17 protein-coding genes and 3 pseudogenes are annotated in these 22,744 nt (G+C 47.4%); 5 read left to right on the top strand and 15 right to left on the bottom strand.

Features of this window, described 5'->3' with window-relative positions; genetic code table 11:
- Positions 1–56: 56 nt before the first annotated feature.
- The 10 genes from GCU48_RS05160 to GCU48_RS05210 all read right to left on the bottom strand — a co-directional run bounded on the left by GCU48_RS05160 (position 57) and on the right by GCU48_RS05210 (position 8,841).
- Positions 57–1,190 carry a CgeB family protein gene (locus tag GCU48_RS05160; RefSeq protein ID WP_152379293.1) on the bottom strand — a complete coding sequence of 378 codons (1,134 nt, stop codon included), beginning with the start codon at positions 1,188–1,190 and terminating at the stop codon, positions 57–59.
- Between the two features lie 33 nt (positions 1,191–1,223).
- The gene (locus GCU48_RS05165; protein ID WP_152379294.1) at positions 1,224–2,315 is read right to left on the bottom strand and encodes a CgeB family protein; all 1,092 of its coding nucleotides are present in this window, start codon (positions 2,313–2,315) and stop codon (positions 1,224–1,226) included.
- 177 nt (positions 2,316–2,492) lie between these two features.
- Entirely contained in the window at positions 2,493–2,849 is a 357-nt protein-coding gene (locus tag GCU48_RS05170) for a hypothetical protein (protein ID WP_167518603.1), read from the bottom strand.
- Positions 2,850–3,146: 297 nt separating this feature from the next.
- Entirely contained in the window at positions 3,147–3,479 is a 333-nt protein-coding gene (locus GCU48_RS05180; protein WP_152379296.1) for an alpha-helical endospore appendage domain-containing protein, read from the bottom strand.
- 29 nt (positions 3,480–3,508) lie between these two features.
- Positions 3,509–3,796 carry a nucleoside-diphosphate sugar epimerase gene (locus GCU48_RS05185; RefSeq protein ID WP_152379297.1) on the bottom strand — a complete coding sequence of 96 codons (288 nt, stop codon included), beginning with the start codon at positions 3,794–3,796 and terminating at the stop codon, positions 3,509–3,511.
- A gap of 118 nt (positions 3,797–3,914) precedes the next feature.
- Positions 3,915–5,372 (bottom strand): glycosyltransferase family 2 protein, encoded by a 1,458-nt coding sequence (locus GCU48_RS05190; protein WP_152379298.1) that lies wholly within the window; start codon positions 5,370–5,372, stop codon positions 3,915–3,917.
- Between the two features lie 73 nt (positions 5,373–5,445).
- Positions 5,446–6,177 (bottom strand): sugar phosphate nucleotidyltransferase, encoded by a 732-nt coding sequence (locus GCU48_RS05195; RefSeq protein WP_152379299.1) that lies wholly within the window; start codon positions 6,175–6,177, stop codon positions 5,446–5,448.
- The gene (locus GCU48_RS05200) at positions 6,174–6,974 is read right to left on the bottom strand and encodes a glycosyltransferase family 2 protein (protein ID WP_152379300.1); all 801 of its coding nucleotides are present in this window, start codon (positions 6,972–6,974) and stop codon (positions 6,174–6,176) included. Before GCU48_RS05200 ends, GCU48_RS05195 begins: the two co-directional genes overlap by 4 nt.
- Entirely contained in the window at positions 6,971–7,819 is an 849-nt protein-coding gene (locus GCU48_RS05205; protein WP_341874663.1) for a glycosyltransferase family 2 protein, read from the bottom strand. Before GCU48_RS05205 ends, GCU48_RS05200 begins: the two co-directional genes overlap by 4 nt.
- Positions 7,820–7,902: 83 nt before the next feature.
- The gene (locus GCU48_RS05210; RefSeq protein WP_152379302.1) at positions 7,903–8,841 is read right to left on the bottom strand and encodes a glycosyltransferase family 2 protein; all 939 of its coding nucleotides are present in this window, start codon (positions 8,839–8,841) and stop codon (positions 7,903–7,905) included.
- A 568-nt stretch (positions 8,842–9,409) separates the two neighbouring features.
- Here GCU48_RS05210 and GCU48_RS05215 point away from each other — a divergent pair.
- Positions 9,410–11,191 (top strand): M4 family metallopeptidase, encoded by a 1,782-nt coding sequence (locus GCU48_RS05215; protein ID WP_152379303.1) that lies wholly within the window; start codon positions 9,410–9,412, stop codon positions 11,189–11,191.
- A gap of 150 nt (positions 11,192–11,341) precedes the next feature.
- On the opposite strand, the pseudogene GCU48_RS05220 reads toward GCU48_RS05215, so the two are convergent.
- Positions 11,342–12,457, bottom strand: a pseudogene (locus GCU48_RS05220) (IS3 family transposase).
- Positions 12,458–13,031: 574 nt separating this feature from the next.
- Here GCU48_RS05220 and GCU48_RS05225 point away from each other — a divergent pair.
- The 3 genes from GCU48_RS05225 to GCU48_RS05235 are packed head-to-tail and all read left to right on the top strand — an operon-like array spanning position 13,032 to position 16,877.
- Positions 13,032–14,618, top strand: a complete 1,587-nt coding sequence (locus GCU48_RS05225; protein WP_152379304.1) for a spore germination protein — start codon at positions 13,032–13,034, stop codon at positions 14,616–14,618.
- 13 nt (positions 14,619–14,631) lie between these two features.
- Positions 14,632–15,732: a GerAB/ArcD/ProY family transporter gene (locus GCU48_RS05230; RefSeq protein WP_167518648.1), complete on the top strand. Its 1,101-nt coding sequence runs from the start codon at positions 14,632–14,634 to the stop codon at positions 15,730–15,732.
- Positions 15,729–16,877 (top strand): Ger(x)C family spore germination protein, encoded by a 1,149-nt coding sequence (locus GCU48_RS05235; RefSeq protein ID WP_152379306.1) that lies wholly within the window; start codon positions 15,729–15,731, stop codon positions 16,875–16,877. The genes GCU48_RS05230 and GCU48_RS05235 overlap by 4 nt, the downstream gene beginning before the upstream one ends.
- Positions 16,878–17,208: 331 nt before the next feature.
- Here the strand turns inward: GCU48_RS05235 and GCU48_RS05240 are convergent.
- From GCU48_RS05240 to GCU48_RS05250, 3 genes and pseudogenes are all read right to left on the bottom strand, one after another.
- Positions 17,209–18,328: pseudogene (locus GCU48_RS05240) on the bottom strand (IS3 family transposase).
- 94 nt (positions 18,329–18,422) lie between these two features.
- Positions 18,423–20,210, bottom strand: a complete 1,788-nt coding sequence (locus GCU48_RS05245) for a helix-turn-helix transcriptional regulator (RefSeq protein ID WP_152379307.1) — start codon at positions 20,208–20,210, stop codon at positions 18,423–18,425.
- A 4-nt stretch (positions 20,211–20,214) separates the two neighbouring features.
- Positions 20,215–20,805 (bottom strand): sensor domain-containing protein, encoded by a 591-nt coding sequence (locus tag GCU48_RS05250; RefSeq protein WP_152379308.1) that lies wholly within the window; start codon positions 20,803–20,805, stop codon positions 20,215–20,217.
- Between the two features lie 241 nt (positions 20,806–21,046).
- Here GCU48_RS05250 and GCU48_RS05255 point away from each other — a divergent pair.
- Positions 21,047–21,777, top strand: a pseudogene (locus GCU48_RS05255) (serine hydrolase domain-containing protein); the annotation flags it as partial.
- A gap of 164 nt (positions 21,778–21,941) precedes the next feature.
- On the opposite strand, the gene GCU48_RS05260 reads toward GCU48_RS05255, so the two are convergent.
- Positions 21,942–22,718: a WIAG-tail domain gene (locus GCU48_RS05260; RefSeq protein ID WP_244316092.1), complete on the bottom strand. Its 777-nt coding sequence runs from the start codon at positions 22,716–22,718 to the stop codon at positions 21,942–21,944.
- Positions 22,719–22,744 lie beyond the last annotated feature (26 nt).

The following is a 22,744-nucleotide window of genomic DNA, read 5'->3' on the forward strand; positions in this document are numbered from 1 at the left end:
GGCTTGATCGGAGTTCACCTCCTTTAAAATAGCAACCAGCAGATGTGCGATTGGTATTATGGAAATACAATCGACAGCAACTGGTCTATCCGGTGACCATACGTGTGCTCCCGCAAGGTTCGTTCCAGCGCGCGCAGGGCAATTTCACGACGTTCCTTTTCATGTGTCAAATAAAACTCAATCTTCTCCAGTAATTCCTGCTGAGAGCTGTACGTCTCAATCTCCTCTCCCGGCTTGTAAAAACGGACCAGATCATCTCTTGTATCTGTCAGCTGCAGGGTACAGCTGGCAGAAATTTCGAACGTGCGCGGATTCGGAGACGCCCCCGGAATTTTCAGCGTGTTGTTGTTCACCGAATCATCCTGATGGGAACGATGAAGATTAATCACGATCTTGCTGCCGTTATAAGAATCATTTGTTTCGGCCGGGGACATCCAGCGGCCCAGTTCAATTTTGTCGCCATAAGACTGATAATCAGGAAGGCGATCCCACCAGATTCCATTGATTTTAATGTTACGTGCCATCAGTTGGGGCATAATCGGATTAAAGAAATAGACGCGATTCCAATAAGCCGAGCCGGTAAAGCCGATTTCACGTCTTATCGAAGCAGGCGAGCTGAGAGGGAAATAGTGAGTCAGAAATGCCCCGAAAGGCAAATAGTGTACTGAAGAGCAGCCCAACTGACGGTACAACTCTATACAATTCATTTCCAGCGTGAATACATGATCATAGTGCGGAACAATTTTAGTCGTGGTATCGGTGTAATAAGGATCGTCTGTGAGCCAGATGGTGGTTGGAATGCCCAACTGGCGTACCGCAGTAACCTGCTCCACTGGAAGATCCATTCCATCCAGTGACAGCATCAGATCCGGACGGAGCTGAGCGGCAATATCTCCTACCGGCTGGCGCGGGTCCGTGACGGTAACCTGAGCCGTCATGCTTTGCAGCGTGTTAATGACCGCCTCATCCAGCGGAGAATACGGAAGGCCTTTACCCGAGACGACATACAGTACATGGATTTGCCGAAAAGGAAAAACGGCCTTCGTCCGGGAAACAATCGCGTTGGCACGTCCTCGCAGATATCCTTCGTCATAGCCGTCATGGAGCCCCGCAGCTCTTCCCTTTTCCCAAGAGGCTGCCGCCGTCTGATGAACAGCCGGGTCATACGGTCCTGTCGTAGATATTGTCATCACTTTCACTCCTCACTGTATTTGGTATTTACTCTAGGCCATCGCCTTGTCCAGCAATTCTTCCATGCGATTTGAGTACATATGCTTTTGCATGGTGGTGCGCAGCGCGCGCCAGGCCATACGTTCCCGCTCCCAGTCATGCTTGAGATAGTAGTCCAGCTTGATCTTCAGTTCCTCTACTCCAGAGTAGGTTTCGATATCATAGCCTGGTTGGTAATAACGGCTCAGGTCTTTCCGAATGTCCGTTATTTGAAGCGTACCGCAAGCCGCAATTTCGTATGTCCGGGGATTGATGGACTCCGCTGACAGCTGATGTGTATTCCGGTTATCCAGTCCGTGGTCTGTCGGGCGGTGCATATTGAGGACAATTTTGGAGCCGTTATAGTATTGAGCGGTCTCCCACGGCTCCATATAAACCGGACGGATAAAACGTTCCAGCACATCTCGGCGAGTCAGTCGATCCCAGTGCCCACCTACGATCAGCACTCTTTTGTCTGCAAGAAAGGGAGCGAGGTAGTCAAACAGCTTCACCCGGTTCCAGAAGGCATTCCCGATGAAGCAAACATCATGCTGATGCTCCCGTTCCACCCGCCTTGGATAAAAGATACGAGCTGATGCTGCAAGCGGCAAATAGTGTACCCTCGCTACTCCCTGATCGCGATAAAGCTGCAAGCAGGACATTTCATGCGTAAATACGACATCGTAGGATTGACAGATCAACGCTGTATCCTCCGTAAAGTAGGGATCGTCTACAAACCAGATGGCCGTACGAATGCCCAAGGCTCGTATTTGCTGCACCTGCTCCAGATGATCCGCCGGAAAAATATGCAGCCCGTTCAGGACCAGCACGAGGTCGGGGCGATGGACCTCGGCGTCAGCCAGCATCGTGGCAGGCGTACCGATGACAAATGCGCTGCACATTTGGCTTAGTGCGTCTTGCACACCAGTGTCTATAGCTGTGAAGCCTTGCGGAATGTACAACACTTTCAAAGGGCGAACAGCAGGCTGTATTCCCACGACCTGTGACAGAGCAGCCGTGCAACCGCCCATTCTGCGTCCTTCCCGGTAGCCGCATCGGTATGCTTCGCGTTCATTTCCGCTTCGTTGATCTTTCACATCCTTCACCCTGTCCTGTTGTAAGATAAACTTCTGTCACTCCTAAACTATATGCGGAGGGGTCAAACGCATCATGGACGACTGCCACTGCCCGGACAAAATTGGCGTTTGCCCGTCCAACTGCCAAATCGCAAATAACCCCGAAGCTGTTAGCCTCGGGGGAGCAATATTCAATGATCTGACTATTTACTGAGCCTTGTATGCGATCTGATGACCATCTTCATAGCCTTTGGCAAAGCCGGAATTGAAGCCTTCGTTGTAAGCTGCATCATACCCCTGCTGAAATGCCTGCGGATCATGCTCCAGACGGGCAGGCTCGGACTGTGGATTTTCCGCAGCAGGGGCTGCTGCTGGATGATGAGATTTTTTGCGCCGCCGTAGAAGAGAGTGTCTTCTGCGTGTAGAATGAAGTCCTCTTCTACGTCGTCTTAGAGCAAGCAGACGTCTTCTTCTCCGTTTTAATCTGCGAATGCTGGAACGCCGGGCATCTTTGCGTCTTTTGCGGGCTTTGCCCCGAGCGAAGCGTTCCCACCTTATACTCATGTTCATTCCTCCTTGGCTTTTTCGTGATAGCTTCATTTTTTTGAACAGGGATATGGAGCCACGGCTGTGTCGGTTTCCCATATACCTGCCGTCTTAATGGAATTCCTGCCAGCATTTGCGTGATTTTTCCCTGATAGTTGCTGAGTATCCGAATGGTTTCCTCCAGACGGGCGGCCGACATTTCCGCATGGGGCGTTAAGTCCGCAAGACTGCTCAGCATCCGGGTGACGGCGTGCTGGCTGGCAGCAATAGATTCCAGCATATCCAGCTTGATCTCACGTTCACGCCTCATGCTCATTAGCTCATATCCCCCGAACCCATGCCTCCCATCATCCCTTCCATTCCGCCACCCTGCTGCTCATCCTGATCCAGCAATGCCTTGAGATTGCTGCAAAGTCCAGTCTGAAGCCGGGTTAGTCCCTCCAGCATTTCCACCATCTGCTCGTGAACCTCCAGTGGCCGTCCCAGTTGCTCTTCATCGGTATCAAATACGTTGGGCGCCAAATGGTTCAGCGCCCAATTACGCATTTTTTCCGCTTCGACCGCCTTGGCCTCCAGGATCATGGACACGTTCCTTTGCATTTTGGAAGCTGCATCCAGCATATGAATCATTGCTTTTTCCCTACTCATGTGTTCACTCCCTACCCTCGGTTGGTACGTTACTCCTCTTCCGGGTATGCCGTCTCTTTCACGACACGAACGAGCATCTCAGCCATTGCTTCCTGAAGATCGGCAATACCGTTCAAGTAGGCAACGATGCTTTTGTTTACTTGTCTCGAGCCTTCCAGAATGCCCGGAATTCCGTCAAAACGCGGCTCCTCATCCGGCAGTTCATGTATGATCTGCGCCATACGCACGACCACCTGCCGTTCCGCATCCAGCAGCCTTGACATTTGCTGCTGCGAGTGCGAAATATGAATTAGCAAATCATCTACCTCGTTATGCATAAGCCCCTCCTTTATGTGCTCCGCCTTGCGGAACCCACGAATACCTACGGGCTTTCCGCTACTACAGCGTATGCCGCAGCGAGTAGTCGGTTCCGCCTAAAAGCGCCTATTCCGATCATTACAGATGCCCCTGCAGCACAGGTGGCGCAATAATCGGCTGCTCCTCCACCAGCACGGACAGATCTCCTGGGGACAACAACCGAATTCGGTAGTCAGCCGCCCGCCAGATCATGGCTGCATAGGAAGTAAGGAACGGCCTTTTCCAGCCGTTCCCGATTTGATACAGTTGACTGCCTTCGGCATACAGTACCTCAATCCATTGCTTGCGTTGAGCCGGGGTAAGCGTGGGGAGCATGGATGTGCTCTCCACTTCGGAAGCTGCCAGCACCGGAATGGATTCCTCTGCCGGTACGGCCACAGGTGCTTCCACGCCACCGGAAACCGCGGCCTCCGGCTTCGGTATCCGAGGAAGCGCCAACAGATCAAGCTGGGATATTCTAACGGGGGCCGCGTATTCATCTCCCGCAGCACGGACCCCATCCAGAAGGCGCCTTCCTCCCCGTTCTAACCGAAATACGGCACCGGATGGTCCTTCGACGAGCACTCCGATGGGATAAAAACTTGCCGCTGACACATGTTTTTCCTTGCTGGATAATACCTTTCCGTCCGGCTCCGCTGCAGCGAGCTTCTGACTGGGAAGCAGCTTATTGATGTCCCCCCACTTTTGGACAAAAAAGGATCGGTTCTGGCTGCTCTCCTCCATTGAACCGTTTTTTACGGTCATCTGGGGAAAACGATAAGCCGTATCCCGATCACTTTCTGCGTAGTGGATAAAAGCATCTCCGGCAATTGCCATACGTATCCCCAGCAAGCGAACACGCAGCAGCCAATCTGCAGCGGCTTCCTGACCACTGTGACAGCCCTCGTCCCAGTACCCTGTTTTTTCCAGCGTTTCTCTGCGCAGCAATAAACAAAATCCGGCCAGGCTCTCTGTTTCTCGCCATGCAGCCGGGTTGGAAATATTGTAGGTCAGGGCAAATGGATATGCCTCATTTTCGTTTATATAAGGAACCTCAATCTGCTGCTCTCCGAATGGTCCATTCGTTACAGGCCCGACGACCCCCATTGACGGATCGCTGTACAAGCACTCCAGCATACGATCCAGCCAGCCGGGGGTCACCATGACATGTGGTTCCAGTACCGCAATAGTCTTGCCTTTTGCCATCATCAGTCCCTGATTCAGACTTCCCAGCATATGAGCATCCTTTTTTAGCAGCGCATAACGCACAGCGATGCTCTTACGGAGCAAATAGGTGCGTGTCCCGTCCGCCGAGCCGTAATCCACCACAATAATTTCGTGAGGATGGCTCGTATGCTCCTCAATACGTTGAATACATGCTCGAAGCTGATGAAAGTGATTGCAGGACGGAATGATAATGCTGACACCTTCAAAAACCTTGCCGAACGAAGCCTGGCCCAGCCTGCAGCCCTGCTCCTGGCCTCTTTTATGTCCTGCCCAATAGCCTTTCTTACCGAGCCGCTTGCTGTGTTTCCTTTGTATACTCAGGCGTTTCATGCCGTTCACTCCTCCGGGTGGCATTATGCCTATACTATATGCCTGGCCCGGCCGGATGGTGTTTCACCCGAGATCAGGGCAGAAGCCCCTTCATTTTTACGCCTGCCTCCTGCAGGGAATCAAAGGTTCCTGCATCGCTCCAGTATCTTCGTAAAATGTCATATTCCAGTTTGCCCTCAGCGGCATAACAGTTGTTGACATCCGTGATCTCAAGCTCACCGCGTGCCGAAGGCTTAATTTGTCTGATCTTATCAAATACGGCAGTATCGTACATGTAAATCCCGGTAACACAATATTTGGATTGGGGGTGCTGTGGCTTTTCTTCAATTCTTGAGATGCTCTCCGGCCGCTCGGGATCAAACACCGGCACCCCGTAACGACGGGCATCTGCCACCTTTTTCAACAATACTCTGGCGCTACCCGGTGGCTGCTGCTTGAACCGTTCGATGACAGGCCCCAGGTCCTCCTTGAACAAATTATCCCCTAGCAAAACAGTAAATTTTTCTTCCGACTGCATATAGCTTCTCGCCAGTTCGAGTGCTTCCGCGATACCGCCCGCCTTTTCTTGAATCCGGTACGTCAGTTGAACTCCATAATCGCTGCCGCTGCCCAAGAAATCGGTGTATAGTCCAGCCGATTGTTTGCCAATAATGATGAGCATGTCGGTGATTCCCGCCTGTCGCAGTCTTTCGATACCATATACAATCATGGGATATTTGCCGACCGGAAGCAGATGCTTGTTGAGTAATGAAGTCAACGGATGAAGGCGCGACCCGGTTCCTCCTGCGAGAATAACCCCTTTCATATCTTCCCTCCTCCTTCGACAGCATGTTCAGCACATGACTCCCCAACGTTACCCGTTTCAATGAACATTCTGGGGTCTATGCTCCATTTCTCTATAAACAAACGATAGTTCCGCTCAATCAGCTCTTCGATCCAGGACGTATCCGTGCGTGAGAAGCTTGCATTTCCCTGGTGATAAACAAAACAGTCATTACACATCAGCAGCTTATAGCCATGCACGCGTGCTCGCAGACAGTAATCGTCATCCTCATAATGTCCGGGACTGAACCGTTCATCAAGCAATCCGATGCGTTCCACCAGCTCACGCCGGAACAACATGCAAAATCCGACCAACCGTTTGACCTCTTGCCATCTGGACGGATTACTTATATTATTTTGCTCCGCAAACCGCAGGCAACTGGCCAAATCCCCTGTCAATCCGTGAACCTGCTGAATACCGCTGACATAATTGGTCACTGGACCCACTAGTCCCACCGTGCTTTCGCTCTGCAATGCAGCCAGCATATTGGATAGCCACCCGCGCGTAACCGTCACATCATTGTTCAATATGACGAGCTGATCACCCGTTGCCAGACGAAACCCCATATTACAAGCTGTCGGAAACCCCCGGTTTTCGGGGAGACGTACGCTGATCAGACGCTCGGCTGCACAAAAAGCATCCGTACCGTCATTCGAAGCGTTATCTACTACAATAATTTCATAAGGCACATCCAGCGTATGTGTCCGAATCGCCTCAATACACGGCTTTAGCAGATGCAGGCCGTTATAAGTCGGGATAATAATGCTCGTCACGCTCATCGTGCATTCCTCCCTTTGGCAACGTCTATCCGCGTGGGAACGGGGCCGAACGGGGAAGCACCCGCTACCTGGAATACCGCCGTCAGCGCCTCCGCATGATCACCAACGATCAATTGCTCCATAACGTTTCCCTTGCCTGTATTGAAGGTCCGTTTGCGGTTCGTTTTAAGGACGTCGACAGCATGTACGGCTGTTACCATCATACCGTACAGCACTGCCATGGCATGGGCCTTTGGCGGGACAGCGAGCACGGCCGGACCAAGCAAATCCAGCACGCGCCGTGACAAGGCGTGCGGCACAGCGGTCAATGAGCTTGCTCCAAGATCCGGCCTGCGCAGTATGCGGTTCAGGAACCCTTTGCACCGTGTGACGCTGTCCTGTCGGGCATAGGGCGGTAAATGTTTGCCCAGATCGTTAAGTGCCACATCCGTCCCCTGATCAACCGCTTGGAGAAAAGGCAGCAAGTCAGACGCCGGAATTGGCAAATCTCCGTCCACAAACAGCACGATATCAGCCTGCGTCATACGTGCGCCTACAGCACGCCCGACATCATGCCCAAGCCGATCCGGCAGGTTGACGAGGGTCACGCCAGGATGATGCTTCGCTACGATAGAGCGCGTGCCGTCCGTACAGCCGTTCAAAACGACAATGATGTCCTTAAGCGGAAGTTTCTCCAGCTCGCTCAGTGCCCGGTCAATTGTTGACTCCTCATTACAGGCACTAACCACGGCTGCTGCTGTTCCCTGCAGCAGAATGTCCTTGGGAACTTTTTGTATCTCAGGCAGATTCACTTCGGTCGTTCCTTTTCCCCGAGGTGCGGGCTTCCTTATTCTGCGGCTGTGCATTGAATGAGTTGATCCTTGTCTTCGCTGTACACGTCTACTCCCCCAACTTGGATCGTCACGCTTTCCTCTGCCATACTCTCTGCTCACGGTTTCACCTCATCTCTGATCCGTTTGCGCTTCAAATCCGTAAATCCCACACGGGTTCCCAAATGTGATGTAATCCAGGAAATAGCATCCAGGTGATCCTGTACAATCACATCCACCAGCGGGTCCTTGCCGTTCTGTTTTTTTCGTGTCGCATTCATTCTACCGACAGCTATTCCATATACGGTCACCACTCGCAACCCGGAGACGATGGACATAGCTTGAAATAAAGGAGGCTTCTCCAATGACTTTAGACCTATTTTTTTCAAAGCCCTTTGACTTATGGCATGTGGAATAGCCGTCATGGATGCCCCTCCTAAATCAGCACGGTTCGACAAAATATTCAATACATGCTTTGCATCAACTACAGGATGTACCGACGTATGATTCACGGGTCCATGGTAATCATTCAGCACAATATCCGCTCCTGCGCATATGGCCTGTATGAACGGTCGAAGTCTTTCGCAGGGAATGACGATATCCCCATCCAGAAAAAGCAGTACCTGTCCGGAAGCCGCCTCCGCTCCAATCCGACGGCCCACATCATGTCCCAGCGGTTCCGGGAAGGAAATAACACGCGCCCCCGCCGCTAGTGCCACCTTCGCCGTCCTGTCGCTTGATCCGTTCTCGACCACGATAACCTCAGTATGTGGATGGACACGTCGTGCCTCACGAATAACAGCTCCAATCGTTTTTTGCTCATTCATGGCCGGAATAATGACAGATACGAGCAATTTTCCACTCGCTGACGGTTTGGATGGCCGCTCCTCACCTGTCTGTGCGCCTTTTTCCGCGCCCGCTTCCTCCCCAATGACAGGACTTATCGGGTTCATATTCAGCTTGGGCACTCTTACTGGCAGCCACAACCTTGAGTAGCGATTGGCGCTGGAATGCCGTCTGCGATTGAGCTTATATCCAGCTCTTCTCTGCTTCCTCATGCTCCCGTCTCACCTCCCTTATTGCTGTATAGATGGACAGCGTGATTAGGACAGTTCAACATAACCTATGCGGTCCAAATGCCGTCTGCAACGGCAAGCGTGGAGTCTTTTCGACAAAGCAATTTTCGACTTTATTTTACAAAACTCATTAATCCTATTAAATAAATCAGTTATTAGGGTCCAAAGAATCATTTTGGATAAATTTGTGACATAGATCTTCTCGTCCGTCATTCTCTGTGCTAATATCAGAGCCAGATGATGGGAGTTCAAAAAATCAACATTTGTTTTTTTTGCATAGGACAACTTTTTTCCATTATCCACTATTATTCCACTTCTAATAAACGACAGGAAAGGAGGAGTTTGTCATCTTTTAAGCTATTTCTTCACCTGCAGTACCCTCTTATCACTCACGCTTTATAAAAAACTTCATGAAAAACACACTTCGGTATTTCTCTTCACGTTCCATTTTCTTCATGTTCCAGACGACAACACGACCTACCTCATTGGCGTACTACCTAGTCAATACAGGATGATTCATCCTGACACTAATCGGGGAGAGTGAATGTTAATGAAAAAAGTATGGGTTTCGCTTCTTGGAGGAGCTATGTTATTAGGGTCTGTAGCGTCTGGTGCATCAGCAGCGGAGAGTTCCGTTACGGGGCCAGCTCAGCTTACTCCAACCTTCCACGCCGAGCAATGGAAAGCACCTTCATCGGTATCCGGTGACGACATTGTATGGAGCTATTTAAATCGTCAAAAGAAAACGTTGCTGGGTACGGACAGTTCCAGTGTCCGTGATCAATTCCGTATTGTTGATCGTACAAGCGACAAATCCGGTGTGAGCCATTATCGGCTGAAGCAGTATGTAAACGGGATTCCCGTATATGGAGCTGAACAAACCATTCATGTGGGTAAATCTGGTGAGGTCACCTCTTATCTGGGGGCAGTGATTACTGAGGATCAGCAAGAGGAAGCTACGCAAGGTACAACTCCGAAAATCAGCGCTTCTGAAGCGGTCTATACTGCATATCAGGAGGCAGCTACACGGGTACAAGCCCTCCCTACCTCCGATGATACGATTTCTAAAGATGCCGAGGAGCAAAGCAGTGTTAGCAAAGACACTTACGCCGAAGCAGATAACAACGATAAAACGATCTCCATTGAAAAAGATAAGCTCAGTCTTGAACAAGCGGCTGAACTGAAAGACAGCAAAATCGAAGCGGTAACAGCAGAGCCAAATTCCATTGCCAAAATCGCAAACCTGCAGCCTGAGGTAGATCCTAAAGCAGAGCTGTACTTCTATCCTAAGGGCGACACATTGCAGCTGGTTTATGTGACAGAAGTTAATATTTTGGAGCCTGCGCCGCTGCGTACACGCTACATCATTGACGCCAATGACGGCAAAATCGTATTCCAGTATGACATCATTAAGAAAGCGACAGGCACAGGTAAAGGTGTGCTTGGGGATACCAAATCGTTCACCACTACCGCTTCCGGCAGCAGCTATCAGTTAAAGGATACAACACGCGGTAACGGAATCGTGACTTACACAGCCTCCAACCGTCAAAGCATCCCGGGTACTATCCTGACCGATGCCGATAACGTATGGAATGATCCGGCCGGCGTGGATGCCCATGCTTATGCGGCCAAAACCTATGACTACTATAAGAACAAATTCGGACGCAACAGCATCGACGGTCGTGGCCTGCAACTCCGTTCAACAGTCCATTACGGCAGCCGCTACAACAATGCCTTCTGGAACGGCTCCCAAATGACTTATGGTGACGGGGATGGCTCCACATTTATCGCTTTCAGTGGTGACCCTGATGTGGTTGGTCATGAACTCACACACGGTGTTACAGAGTATACTTCGAATTTGGAATATTACGGTGAATCCGGTGCATTGAACGAGGCCTTCTCAGACATTATCGGCAATGACATCCAGCGTAAAAACTGGCTGGTAGGCGACGATATTTATACACCAAGCATTTCGGGTGATGCTCTGCGCTCCATGTCCAATCCTACCCTGTACGATCAACCAGACCATTATTCCGACTTGTATACAGGTAGCTCGGATAACGGTGGCGTTCATACCAACAGCGGCATTATTAATAAAGCATATTATTTGCTGGCACAAGGTGGTACCTTCCATGGCGTAACTGTAAATGGAATTGGTCGCGACGCAGCGGTCCAAATTTACTATAGTGCCTTTACGAACTATCTGACTTCTTCTTCTGAATTCTCCAACGCACGCGCTGCTGTTATACAAGCTGCAAAAGATCTCTACGGTGCGAACTCGGCACAAGCTACCGCAGCTGCCAAATCTTTTGACGCTGTAGGTGTTAACTAAATCAGATAACGATCCCCTCAATATCCTCGTCCATAGATCTTGGTCGTTGTACAACTGTCAACTGCCTACGCATGCAAAGGACGAATTAGGGGTGCAGTGTACAAGTCTGCACCCCTCCCCCCTTATTTATGGTGGATTGTCAACAGTAAATCAAACAACTTTTTTAAGGGATGCATGACGATAGTGAACTGAGGTCATGAACTCCAGGGTTCCATGGATTCGATGATGGTTATACCAATTCACATAATCAAACAGCTCCAGTTCTAGATGACGAAGGCTCTGAAAATTCATCTGATACACAAACTCTGTCTTCATGACTTTGAACGTAGCTTCTGCTACAGCGTTATCGTAGGGGCAGCCTTTCATACTGAGAGAACGTCCAATGTGAAAGGTTTTCAGCAGTTCATCCATGCTTTGATTTTTAAACTCACTCCCCCGATCTGTGTGAAACCACTGGATGTCGCGTAAATCGCCCTCCACCGTCGCAAAAGCGCGAGCAACCAGAGCAGCGTCCTTCCGAGGACCTGCACTATGACCGATGATCTCTCGATTAAACAGATCCACCAGCACGCAAATATAGTGCCACTGGTTCTGGACTTTCACATAGGTCAGGTCACTGACAACGAAGCGTTTGCTTTCCATTTGGGTGAACTCGCGGTTCAGTGTATTGGCTGTAGCCGCTTCATTACAGGCGGTTTTATAGGGCTTATATTGTGCCACCGTGTAGGTTGAAACGAGTCCATGTTCTTTCATGATTCGACCGATCCGCCGCCTGGAGACGACGAATCCGCGCTCATGGAGCTTGACTTTGATCTTGCGCATGCCATAGGCTTTTCGTTTCTTGTGGAAGATATCCACAACCGCTTCGGTTACATCGTCTTCGGTTGCCTGTTCTTTGGCTTCGTAGTAAAACGTACTTCTTGCGATTTGCAGGACGTCACACATTACTGATACCGAGTATTTATCACGATTGTTCTGGATGATAGATACTTTCGTCCATGATCAGCGCGGCTTGCTTTAAAATGTCGACCTCCATTTTGAGGCGTGGTTTTCTTTACGTAAAGCAATGAGTTCATTCTCTTCCGCAGAGCGATTGTCCTTCTCGGAAAAGGAACCTGTTGTCTGAGCCTGTTTGATCCAGCGATCCAGAGCTGAGGCTGTGAGCCCATATTCCTCCACAAGGGCTGCTCTGGTTTTGCCGTTCTCGTATAACTGAACCATTTGTTTTTTGAACTCTGTTGTAAAGGTACGTCGTTGATTTGGCATTGTAGATAATCCGCTCCTTAGCGTAATAGGTTTATTCTACAAGCCCTCGTTTTTGTTGTCCAACTAAGTGTAGCCGATCCATCCACAACGGGGACCGCAAGGTGGGCTCCCAACTAAGGAAGCAGTTGTCGCAGAGATTCCTCTGTGATGGCTGCTTTTTCTGTTATATTCACAGTTGCAAGCAGCGTAGCACTGGAGTTGGGAAATGACGTAACTATCGATGTATTATCGGCGAAGCTAGAGGTTTTTGCACTCCTTCGTCCGGGTCACGATTGCGGCAGCGGTTAGTGACGTACTTGAGCTTTTTCCTTCCGCTATGCTTAACGTTTCCCATCATGGAGTAGTAGGTGCCGATGGTTTTTCGGCATTCCCCACGTACAATCAAGCCCCTCAGCAGATACGCCCGGGCTAGTGCTTGTTGCCTTCCATCTTCTCCTGCAAGCTGGAACGCTTCCTTCGAAATGAACTCAGGCAGGATTTGCAGCCTTTCTCGGCGAGTTCCGAAAATGTATGCAAATGATAAATACTGGTTATTATAATTATCAAAGTTAATTAAAGATTTGTGAGGTAGCCTATGCCACTCTTTAAAAGGATTTTTCACGGAGCCTTTTGGAAGCAATCGCATAATAACAAACCTATACAGGATTTCTTACCGTCGCAGCAAGCCGATGACTCAATAAAAGAGCATTTGGAAGAAAACGAAATGAATATCAAAGTGATTTTCGCAAATTGTCCGGATGTTATATTCAGAGCCTTTAAAATCAAGGGGGTCCAACAAGCGCTGCTCGTCTACCTCGACGGATTAAGCGATACGGATTTGTTGGATACACATGTATTGTTGCCCTTAATGCAAATGAAAGAGACTGAAGAAACTAGCATTGAACTGCTTCTCGAAGAAAAGCTGTCCATTGCTGATCTTACAATTGTTTCCATGATGCATAAAGCCGTTTCTGAAATTTTATCGGGAAATCCCGTATTATTCTTCGATCATGAACCGCGGGCAGTCGTTTTAGGACTGGCAAAATGGGAGAAACGCTCGATTGAAGAACCGCAATCGGAATCTGTCGTAAGGGGCCCGCGCGAAGGGTTTACAGAAAGCATAAGTGTTAATATGATGCTGCTTCGCCGTCGAATAAAGACTCCGAACCTCAAATTTCAGCCGTTCAAACTGGGGACTGAAACGCAGACTCAAATTTTTTTAGCGTACCATAAAGGAACCGCAGAACCAAACTTGATTGAAGAAGTCACGAATCGGCTTCGTAAAATCAATTTAGACGCTGTATTGGAGAGCTCGTATATTGAGGAATTAATTGAAGATAACCCCTATTCCCCATTTCCGCAAATTCTAGAGACCGAAAGAGCTGATGTTGTTTGCGCCTCCTTACTTGAGGGACGTGTAGCGATTCTTATCGACGGAACGCCTTTTGTTCTGATTGCTCCAATTACCGTATTCTCCTTAATACAATCGGCGGAGGATTATTATTCCCGGTGGTTTGTTGGCTCCATCGTACGTATCTTGCGTTACGTTTTTATAGCGTTATCTCTTTTATTGCCGTCCATATACGTTGCAATCGTCACGTTTCACCCACAAATGCTGCCGCTGTCTTTATTGTTCAGTTTTTCATCATCCCGGGAATTAGTTCCGTTTCCAACCATTGTAGAAGCGTTAATGATGGAAATCGCATTCGAAGCGCTCCGTGAAGCAGGCATTCGATTGCCCAAGCAGATAGGCGCTGCCGTTAGTATTGTCGGGGCGATCGTGATCGGTGATGCGGCGGTTCGGGCCGGCCTCGTCTCTGCACCGATGGTCATCGTGGTTGCCATTACGGGTGTTTCTAGCTTTGTCATTCCCCATTATTCGATCGGGTTGACTCTTCGGGTGCTTCGTTTTCCCATCATGATTCTCGCCGGATTTCTTGGGATCGTCGGAGTCATGCTGGGAATTATGGCGATTCTTCTCCATTTATGCACACTGCGATCGTTTGGCGTACCCTACTTGTCAGGTATCGCGCCGACCATTAGAGAGGATCTTAAAGACCAGTTGATTCGAGCACCTTGGTGGGCCATGAATAAAAGGCCGCACTTGACTGGAGACATCCGTACATTCAGACATGCCTCGCCGAAACCGGGTCCAACTCCACAGGATGATGATTCAAAATAAAAGGGAGGCCATTATGGAAAAAGGAAAAATATCAGCATATCAAATGTCGCTGATCATGTACCCCGCAGTTTTGGCAACAGTGCTTCTTTCGATTCCTGCACTCGTTGGCAAACTAGCGGAACGGGATATGTGGATCTCACCCATTTGGGCATCCGTTCTAGGCTATTTTACCGTTTGGATATCCTTTCGGCTGCATAATCAGTATCCCGGGGCTACATTGATCCAAATGATGGAGCAAATATTCGGGACCTTACTAGGAAAATTTATCGGTCTGCTGTATTTACTCTTTTTAACCTTCAATCTGGGCATCATGATACGGGAGTATACGGAACTTACTGTAGGCAGAGCTCTGTCCCTGACTCCTATGCCCGTAATCATCGGCAGTCTGCTTATCATTTGCGCGTTTACCGTACGCAGCGGATTGGAGGTTATAGGCCGGATGGCGCAAATTTGTGTTATACCTACAATCTTTTTCCTTATATTATTGACACTTATGATCAGTCCAGATTGGGATATTGAGCGTATGTCGCCAATTTTTGCCAATGGGTTACAACCTTCGGTTAATGGGGCATTGATTGTGCAGGGATGGTTTTCAGACTTTATCCTGCTTTTGTTTATGTTACCCTACGTAAAAGACCCGGATAAAGCGAAGAAATGGGCAAATATTTCTGTACTGGCCGTGACTTTAACTATGTGTTTGGTTAATTTGACAACTCTTCTCGTATTCGGAAGCATTACAGGAAAAGTGGTCGATCCTTTGATGTCTACTATAGCGTATATTAGTATTGCAGATTTCTTCCAATCTATGGAGCCCGTTGGTATCGGCATTTTTGTGAGCGGATCTTGTATTAAAATCGCTATATTCGGATATGCTTTGTCTTTAGGTATCGCACAGTGGCTGAAATTGTCCGATTATCGTCCGATTGTGCTTCCACTTTATTTCACGCTCGTATTTCTTGCCCAGTTGGTTGTAAAAAATAGAATTGAATTGAACCATTTTTTAGCTACATTGTTTCCTTATTATTTAACTACATTCCAAACCGCCATCCCTTTGCTTATGTTGATCGTCTCCTTTTTTCTGACAAGAAAACATGCTATGAGAGTGAAACGATGAATTCGATTAGGTACATCATTCTCCTTACGTCGATATTCCTTACCCTCATTTTTCTTACGGGCTGCTGGAATTCCAATGAACTTAATCAATTGGCTATCGTTACGGGGGGAGGTATAGACAAAGCTGACGACAATAGAATTCGATTTACTGTCCAAATCCACGTTCCATCTTCCAAAAAAGATTCAAATGAATCACTCGGCAGCCCGTCCATTCTCTGGGCCGACGGGGTTAACACCGCCGATGCTTTATCCAAGCTTCAAATTAAAAGCCCGAGAAAGCTGTTTTTTGGGCAGATGCACGTATTCATCATCAACGAGAAGTTTGCTAAAGAAAACGGCGTCCGCGATCAGCTCGATTTTCTTGCACGGGTCCCGGACATCCGGCTTCGCAATAAATTGTTTATCAGCGAAGATTCCGTAGATCAAATATTGTCTTCCAAAACCGAGCTAGAAAAGAGCAGCGTGGAGACACTGAGTGGAATTTCTAAAAAGCTGGTTGTGCCGGCCATTGATTTAAATTACTTCTTGCAGATGCAGGAGGATAAGGGACAATCCGCTGTCATACCCAAAATTCGCATGATGGAACCAGATCAGAAAGCAAGTAATTCTATGACCCCCGCAATAGTCGGCACTTCTATTTTAAAAAAAGATCGCATAGTAGGTGAGATTGATGTCGAAACGACTCGCGGTCTTATGTGGTTTCGCAATAAAATCGAAAACCCGATGATAACGATTGTCCTAGACGATGAAAAAGGTTCTGTGTCTTTTAAAACTCTCCATGCCCGGACAGAATTACTGCCTCGGATTGAAAACGGCGAATGGAAGATGACCGTAAAGACATTATCGTCTGTCGATGTGGTTCAAAATGCAACAAATCTGCAAATCCCTAAACCGGATGTCACCGAAATGCTTGAAAAGAAATTGAACGAAGATTTACAAAAACGTCTGGAGCAGGTCGTTCAGCAAGTTCAACAGAAATTTAAAACAGATGTACTCGGATATGCCGAGGCTATCTACAGGAAATATCCAAAACAGTGGTACGCAAAAAAAGATCACTGGGATGAAATTTTCCCCGAGATCGAGACGGAATACGATCTCAACGTAAAAATTCTCAAACCGGGCGAATACGTCCGCCAGCGGCAATGAAAGGGCAGTGATGAAATGAAATGGGTTCAGATTGCCAATGTTACTTGGATTCTCGCTTTAATTGTGCTTTACGAATGGCCTAAAATCGACAAGACCTTGAAAAGGGAAAAAAGAGCGTTTATTATCCTATGCGTGATCGCTTATGGTTTCTCTTTTCTACTTGTGCTTTTCCCTGACCTTTACAGTCCTGTAAAGGTCTTATTGACCCTGCATAAATCGTAGCTTACGAAAAAAATACAGAAAAAAAGGTACAGTCTCCTCAGTTTTCTTGAGCGACTGTACCCTTTGAGCATCAAAGGGACTTTTTCAGTGGTGGATTGTCAACAGTAAATCAGACAGCTTTTTTAAGGGCCTCTTGGCGGTACTGAGCAGGTGTCATGTATCCCAGTGTTCCGTGAATGCGATAATTATTAAACCAGTTGACGTAATCGTATAGTTCGACCTCCAAATGATCAAAGCTCTGAAATTCCATCTGGTTTACGAACTCGGTTTTCATGACCTTGTAGGTGGCTTCCGCTACGGCATTGTCATAGGGACAGCCTTTCATGCTCAGAGAACGACCGATCTCAAAGGTTTCCAGAAGCTCGTCCATCTTTTCATTTTTAAATTCACTGCCACGGTCTGTATGAAACCACTGAATTTGATGCAGATCACCCTGTACTGTGGCAAAGGCGCGAGAAATCAGAGCAGCGTCCTTGTTCGGACCTGCACTATGACCGATAATCTCTCGATTGAACAGGTCAACGAGTACACAAATGTAGTGCCACTGGTGCTGAACCTTCACATAGGTCAGGTCGCTGACGACGAAGCGCCTGGTCTCGGTTTGGTCAAATTCACGATTCAGGATGTTGGCTGTAGCCGCTTCATTACAGGCGGTTTTATAGGGCTTATATTGTGCCACCGTGTAGGTTGAAACGAGTCCATGTTCTTTCATAATCCGGCCAATTCGACGTCTGGACACCACGAATCCGCGCTCATGGAGCTTGATTTTGATCTTGCGCTGCCATAGGCTTTTCGGTTTTTGTGGAAGATATCCACAACCGCTTCGGTTACATCGTCTTCGGTTGCCTGTTCTTTGGCTTCGTAGTAAAACGTACTTCTTGCGATTTGCAGGACGTAGCACATTGCTGATACCGAGTACTTATCACGATTGTTCTGGATGATAGCTACTTTCGTCCCATGATCAGCGCGGCTTGCTTTAAAATATCGACCTCCATCTTCAAACGCTGGTTCTCTTTTCGCAAAGCCAACAGTTCGTTTTCATCTGAAGAACGATTGTCTTTCTCCTTAAAGGAGCCTGACGTCTGAGCTTGCTTGATCCAGCGATCTAAAGCTGAAGCTGTGAGGCCATATTCCTCCACAATCGCTGCCCGAGATTTCCCGTTTTCATAGAGTTGCACCATTTGCTTTTTAAATTCTGAGGTGAAGGTTCGACGTTGTTGTTTTGGCATTGTAGATAATCCGCTCCTTAGTGTAATAGGTTTATTCTACAAGCCCCCATTTTTGTTGTCCAACTAAGTGTAGCCGATTGGACTTAAACAGCTCTTACAAAAGTAATCCTGTATCTCTTGCTTTTTGCACGGCTTCTTCTCGATTATTGACTCCCAGCTTGTCATAGAGAGTGGAAGCGTAATTTCTTACGGTGCCGTTGGATAGGTAAAGTTTCTCAGAAATTGTTTTATAACGGTTTCCTTGAGATAAAAGATTCAAAACTTCTAGTTCGCGTTTCGTTAAGCCATACTCTTCTCCATCTGACCATGGTCCGACTGACTCTTCTTCATCATTTCCGTCCCACATTTTATGGAACAAATCTTGGTTTATTACCGTGCCTCCCCGATAGACGAGGCGAATCGTTTCAGCCAGTTCACGCGACTCTATGGATTTCAGCAAATAGCCATCAGCACCGCTTCGCATGATTTCCTTCGCCCTCTCTGTATCCTGAAACGTTGACAGGATGAGGACACGAATGTCAGGCCATGTTTCCTTAATTATTTGGGTCGCACGAATCCCATCCTGATTGGGCATCTCCAAATCCATTAATATCAAATCTGGATTCAGGCTTCTGCACAATTCCACAGCTTGTTCTCCATCTTCAGCCACCCCCACTACCTGCAAGTCCTCCTGTCCGTCCAAGATTGTATGGAGACTGTCTCGGATAAACGAATGATCATCGACGATACACAAGCGGATTCGTTCATCGGACAATTGTACAAGTCTGGGTAACACACATGAGATGAACGTCCCTTCACCTTTTTCCGAGTATACAGTGACTCTCCCTTGTAACTGTGTCGCACGTTCTTTCATTGTAGTTAATCCGAAGCCATCCTTCCACTCCTCCACTCCGCCGCCATTATCCTGCACATCCAATCTCGTCTGTTGCGGCTCAAAATGCAGTGACACAATGATTTCGGTGGATTGTCCGTGGCGCACGGCATTAGTCAGCGATTCCTGCAAGCTCCGATAAAGAGTCATTTTCGCTTGTTTGGAGACCATGTACTCTTCCCCTATTATTCGAGTGCGTACATTTACTTTTGCATGTTTCTGGAACTCCTCTGCTAATTGTTGCAAAGTAACAGTCAAGGGAAGCGATTCTTGTGGTGAATCTATTTGATGCAAATAGGCTCTCACTTCCTCCATACTGTTACGGGCTAATTGCAATAATGTGTCGATTTTCTGCTCCCCATCTTTTGTTGCTAATTCCGTACGCAATATTTCCAACCCCATAATGATCGAGGTATAGGAATGCCCCATCGTATCATGCAAATCTTTGGAAAGTCTATCGCGCTCCTCTAACAAAGTAATCTGCTCAATCTGAGATAGGTACTGTTCCAGCACAAGCTTCTGATTGCGTATAATTTCATTTTGGCGGTAATTAGAAGCTAGTAAGTGAAAGGAAAATCCCATCGCAAAAGCCAGACCGAGTGGGATAATCGCCCATAGATCTGTTCCTGGGGAAAATATTGCAATGAGCAATGGAAACAAAACAACTGTGATAGAACCCGACCAACGGAATGATTTATGAGCACTATTTGCCGCGATCATGAAAGTTGGCATTAAAAATGCAAGATATGCCGCCGGAAATAATAAGGTTAAGTAGAAGCACACTCCGCCAAACAAAACCATCTCAGTAAGCAGATAGTAGCGATAACTGAACATTAAACAAATCCAAGGTATTGAAAATGCGGCAATTTCCCAAAGAACGATGATCCAAAGGGGCACAGTTAAATGGTCTTGGTGTTGGATAGTAGTTATCATCAATGAAAACCAGATGACAAAACGTATACAAAGCAATAACCAGTCATACCAGAGCCATTGTTTCCAGGTTGTAAACAAATTATCACCTCTTAATAGCTTTAAACATGGAATGCGTGTACATTCCGACTATTTGAACTAAGCTGTTTCCAATGCGAGTATTGATCCAGACGAGAATACACCCAGCGAGCATGACACATATAGCCTTTTCCCATGAATCTACAGCGAATCCCCATAAGTATATATCAAGATGTTGAAAAAGTATCGGTGTAACGATAATTACGAGCGGAGCTATGTACAATATAACGGCACATATAAGGCTAATCACCCCAATAAAAAATTTCTGCATAAGCCAAAAAACGGCCCTCCAATTGCTACTATTAAGAATGGCTTCTCTCGCTTTCATCCATTTATCCCTTCCACTGTTTGTCCTTGTCGGGATTGGCTCTATCGATATATCCGTATAAACCTTCGTCTGAATGCGTTCATATTGGACAAACGTGTGAGTTGTTCGCAACACACACGCCAACAAGGGAATGCCCACGAAGATAACCGTCATCCCCAACGCAAATGTAATGCTGACCAAATAGAAGCAAAAATAAAACAGTCCCGATCCGAAGGTAAACAACAAAAAGTAGAAATCTTGCAACCTTTTGCGAGCTGATTCTTTCGTCATTTGATTCTCTCCTACTCTTTATTTTATTTGCTAATACGTTATGAATTGCCCTTCGAATCTAACTAGTTATCTGTCACATACGGTAGTGTCAAAGTGTCATATTTGTAGGTCATGACTATAAAACAAGCTGTACTAAGCTCTTTTTTATGTCATGCATTAGAAGACGAAAGGTCACTAGCTACTATGACTTGCCGCTTGCTACACTCGGTTCATACACGGGTGAGTCGACATTTCTACCAGCATGATTTCTGCGTGTTCCCAATAATCCTTAGAAGTTGGAGAATTAAAACCATCGACATCCACGGCCAATATTCAAATGACGAAAGCTCCCAATAACGCAAAAGAAGTAGAATCTTTTGCTGATCCGTTGTTCGCGGAAAAAATGAAGAAGTACAATGTGAACGGTTCAAGTTTTGCCGTCGTCCATGATGGAAAAGAATATTTTTAAACCATTAGACATGAAGTCTACCAGTGTGCGCTTTACGTCTGACCTTCTCAAGAGAATGGCTACACATTACGGTCCCACTGGCGATCCTCATCCAACATATGGGCACGCCCCAACTGATGGACCACAAAGAAGCATTTTGTCCATTGGAGAAGACATGTCAAAGTACATGATTATGCAGCTACAGAATGGGAAGTTTGGAGATGAAGAAATCGTAACATGTGGTATTAAAAGGCGGAAACATGCCGGGATATTCTTCGTTGATGGTTTTGGTGCCTGAACAAAAAACCGCATTTTTCATGTCTTACAATAATGATTCCATGATGAGTCTAGATGTGTATGATGCGTTCATGGATCATTATTTTCCTCGAACTATCACTGTGAAGAAACCAACATACCACCAGTTAGAGGAAAAAGAAGCGCAAAAATACGTGGGTCTATATCAAAATACACGTGTATTCGCAATTCGTACCCACTTTTCCTATGAGAATGGGGCGTTGGTCATGGAAGATGAAACAGCTGGAAAATAAACAAAAGCTGTGTATATTTATAATAATGCCTTCACCAATTATCTTACTTCCCTTCTAGCTTCTCCACCGCGATACCGCCTCCGCCCTTATGTATACGGCGTCCAACTATGGGACGCCTTTTTCCATTATGACGTTGATGTGCAACTAACATCCCCGGCTTCCTATGATGTCCCCATCGCAATCCAGAGAATCCACCCCTCACATATCTGACCCGATTGTCTGCGTTCCACTGTAAGCACTGCCGAATACCTCTGTCGCTGTGTAACAGATACCGTCACTCCCGGTACGCTCGCATTAGCGGTGATTGCATATTGTGTGTCTATAAAGGGCTTCTCAAACACAACGTTTACTTCACTTATAACCGCCTGTGCAGGTAGATAAAAAGAAATGCTGCCAAATTGGGGTGAAGTCGCTTTACTGTCCGTAGTCCTGTCATTGGTCGGTGAGCCATCGTGAATGGCATTCCGACCTAATTCTTTTTCATCGTGAAAAGCTAGATCTTGCTCAGGCAATTGCATTCGCTGCTTTGGACGCTGTCTTCCTTCCGCAATATGAATACTGGTTATGGAACAATCCAGCAACGAATCTTGCTCGTTCTGATCTTCCGCCTTCATAGACGTCATGTCATTACCCGTTCCGTATTCGGTATCTGACTCAGGCACAGACAACAGCAGCACAGATGCTCGATTCATCTGCATCGCTTCCTCCAGCGTTTTGGGAAGCTTATGCTTTTTCCATGCTGCTTCCTCTATAGCTTGAACCGGGGGATCCTTCTCTACAGGGACAGCTGCACTTGCCGTTCCACGCTGAGTGGTTCTGTGACTGCCAGCAGGCGAAGCAGGTTTCTCCTTGCTTACACGGGGAGAGGGAACTGTATTGGAAAGGTTACGCCGTGCTATTTTTTTATCCTTATGACCATGGTTCATACGATGGTTCATGGTGACCGCTCCTTTGGCACAGGAGT

The sequence above is a fragment of the Paenibacillus brasilensis genome (genome assembly GCF_009363115.1).
In the GTDB taxonomy this organism is placed as follows: domain Bacteria; phylum Bacillota; class Bacilli; order Paenibacillales; family Paenibacillaceae; genus Paenibacillus; species Paenibacillus brasilensis.

Coding starts and splice junctions, on each gene's coding strand:
- GCU48_RS05230 (WP_167518648.1), top strand. CDS start 14,632: ATGGAAAAAGGAAAAATATCAGCATATCAAATGTCGCTGATCATGTAC.
- GCU48_RS05215 (WP_152379303.1), top strand. CDS start 9,410: ATGAAAAAAGTATGGGTTTCGCTTCTTGGAGGAGCTATGTTATTAGGG.
- GCU48_RS05195 (WP_152379299.1), bottom strand. CDS start 6,177: ATGAAAGGGGTTATTCTCGCAGGAGGAACCGGGTCGCGCCTTCATCCG.
- GCU48_RS05260 (WP_244316092.1), bottom strand. CDS start 22,718: ATGAACCATCGTATGAACCATGGTCATAAGGATAAAAAAATAGCACGG.
- GCU48_RS05200 (WP_152379300.1), bottom strand. CDS start 6,974: ATGAGCGTGACGAGCATTATTATCCCGACTTATAACGGCCTGCATCTG.
- GCU48_RS05205 (WP_341874663.1), bottom strand. CDS start 7,819: ATGCACAGCCGCAGAATAAGGAAGCCCGCACCTCGGGGAAAAGGAACG.
- GCU48_RS05190 (WP_152379298.1), bottom strand. CDS start 5,372: ATGAAACGCCTGAGTATACAAAGGAAACACAGCAAGCGGCTCGGTAAG.
- GCU48_RS05180 (WP_152379296.1), bottom strand. CDS start 3,479: ATGAGTAGGGAAAAAGCAATGATTCATATGCTGGATGCAGCTTCCAAA.
- GCU48_RS05160 (WP_152379293.1), bottom strand. CDS start 1,190: ATGACAATATCTACGACAGGACCGTATGACCCGGCTGTTCATCAGACG.
- GCU48_RS05185 (WP_152379297.1), bottom strand. CDS start 3,796: ATGCATAACGAGGTAGATGATTTGCTAATTCATATTTCGCACTCGCAG.
- GCU48_RS05170 (WP_167518603.1), bottom strand. CDS start 2,849: ATGAGTATAAGGTGGGAACGCTTCGCTCGGGGCAAAGCCCGCAAAAGA.
- GCU48_RS05235 (WP_152379306.1), top strand. CDS start 15,729: ATGAATTCGATTAGGTACATCATTCTCCTTACGTCGATATTCCTTACC.
- GCU48_RS05210 (WP_152379302.1), bottom strand. CDS start 8,841: ATGAGGAAGCAGAGAAGAGCTGGATATAAGCTCAATCGCAGACGGCAT.
- GCU48_RS05250 (WP_152379308.1), bottom strand. CDS start 20,805: ATGACGAAAGAATCAGCTCGCAAAAGGTTGCAAGATTTCTACTTTTTG.
- GCU48_RS05225 (WP_152379304.1), top strand. CDS start 13,032: ATGCCACTCTTTAAAAGGATTTTTCACGGAGCCTTTTGGAAGCAATCG.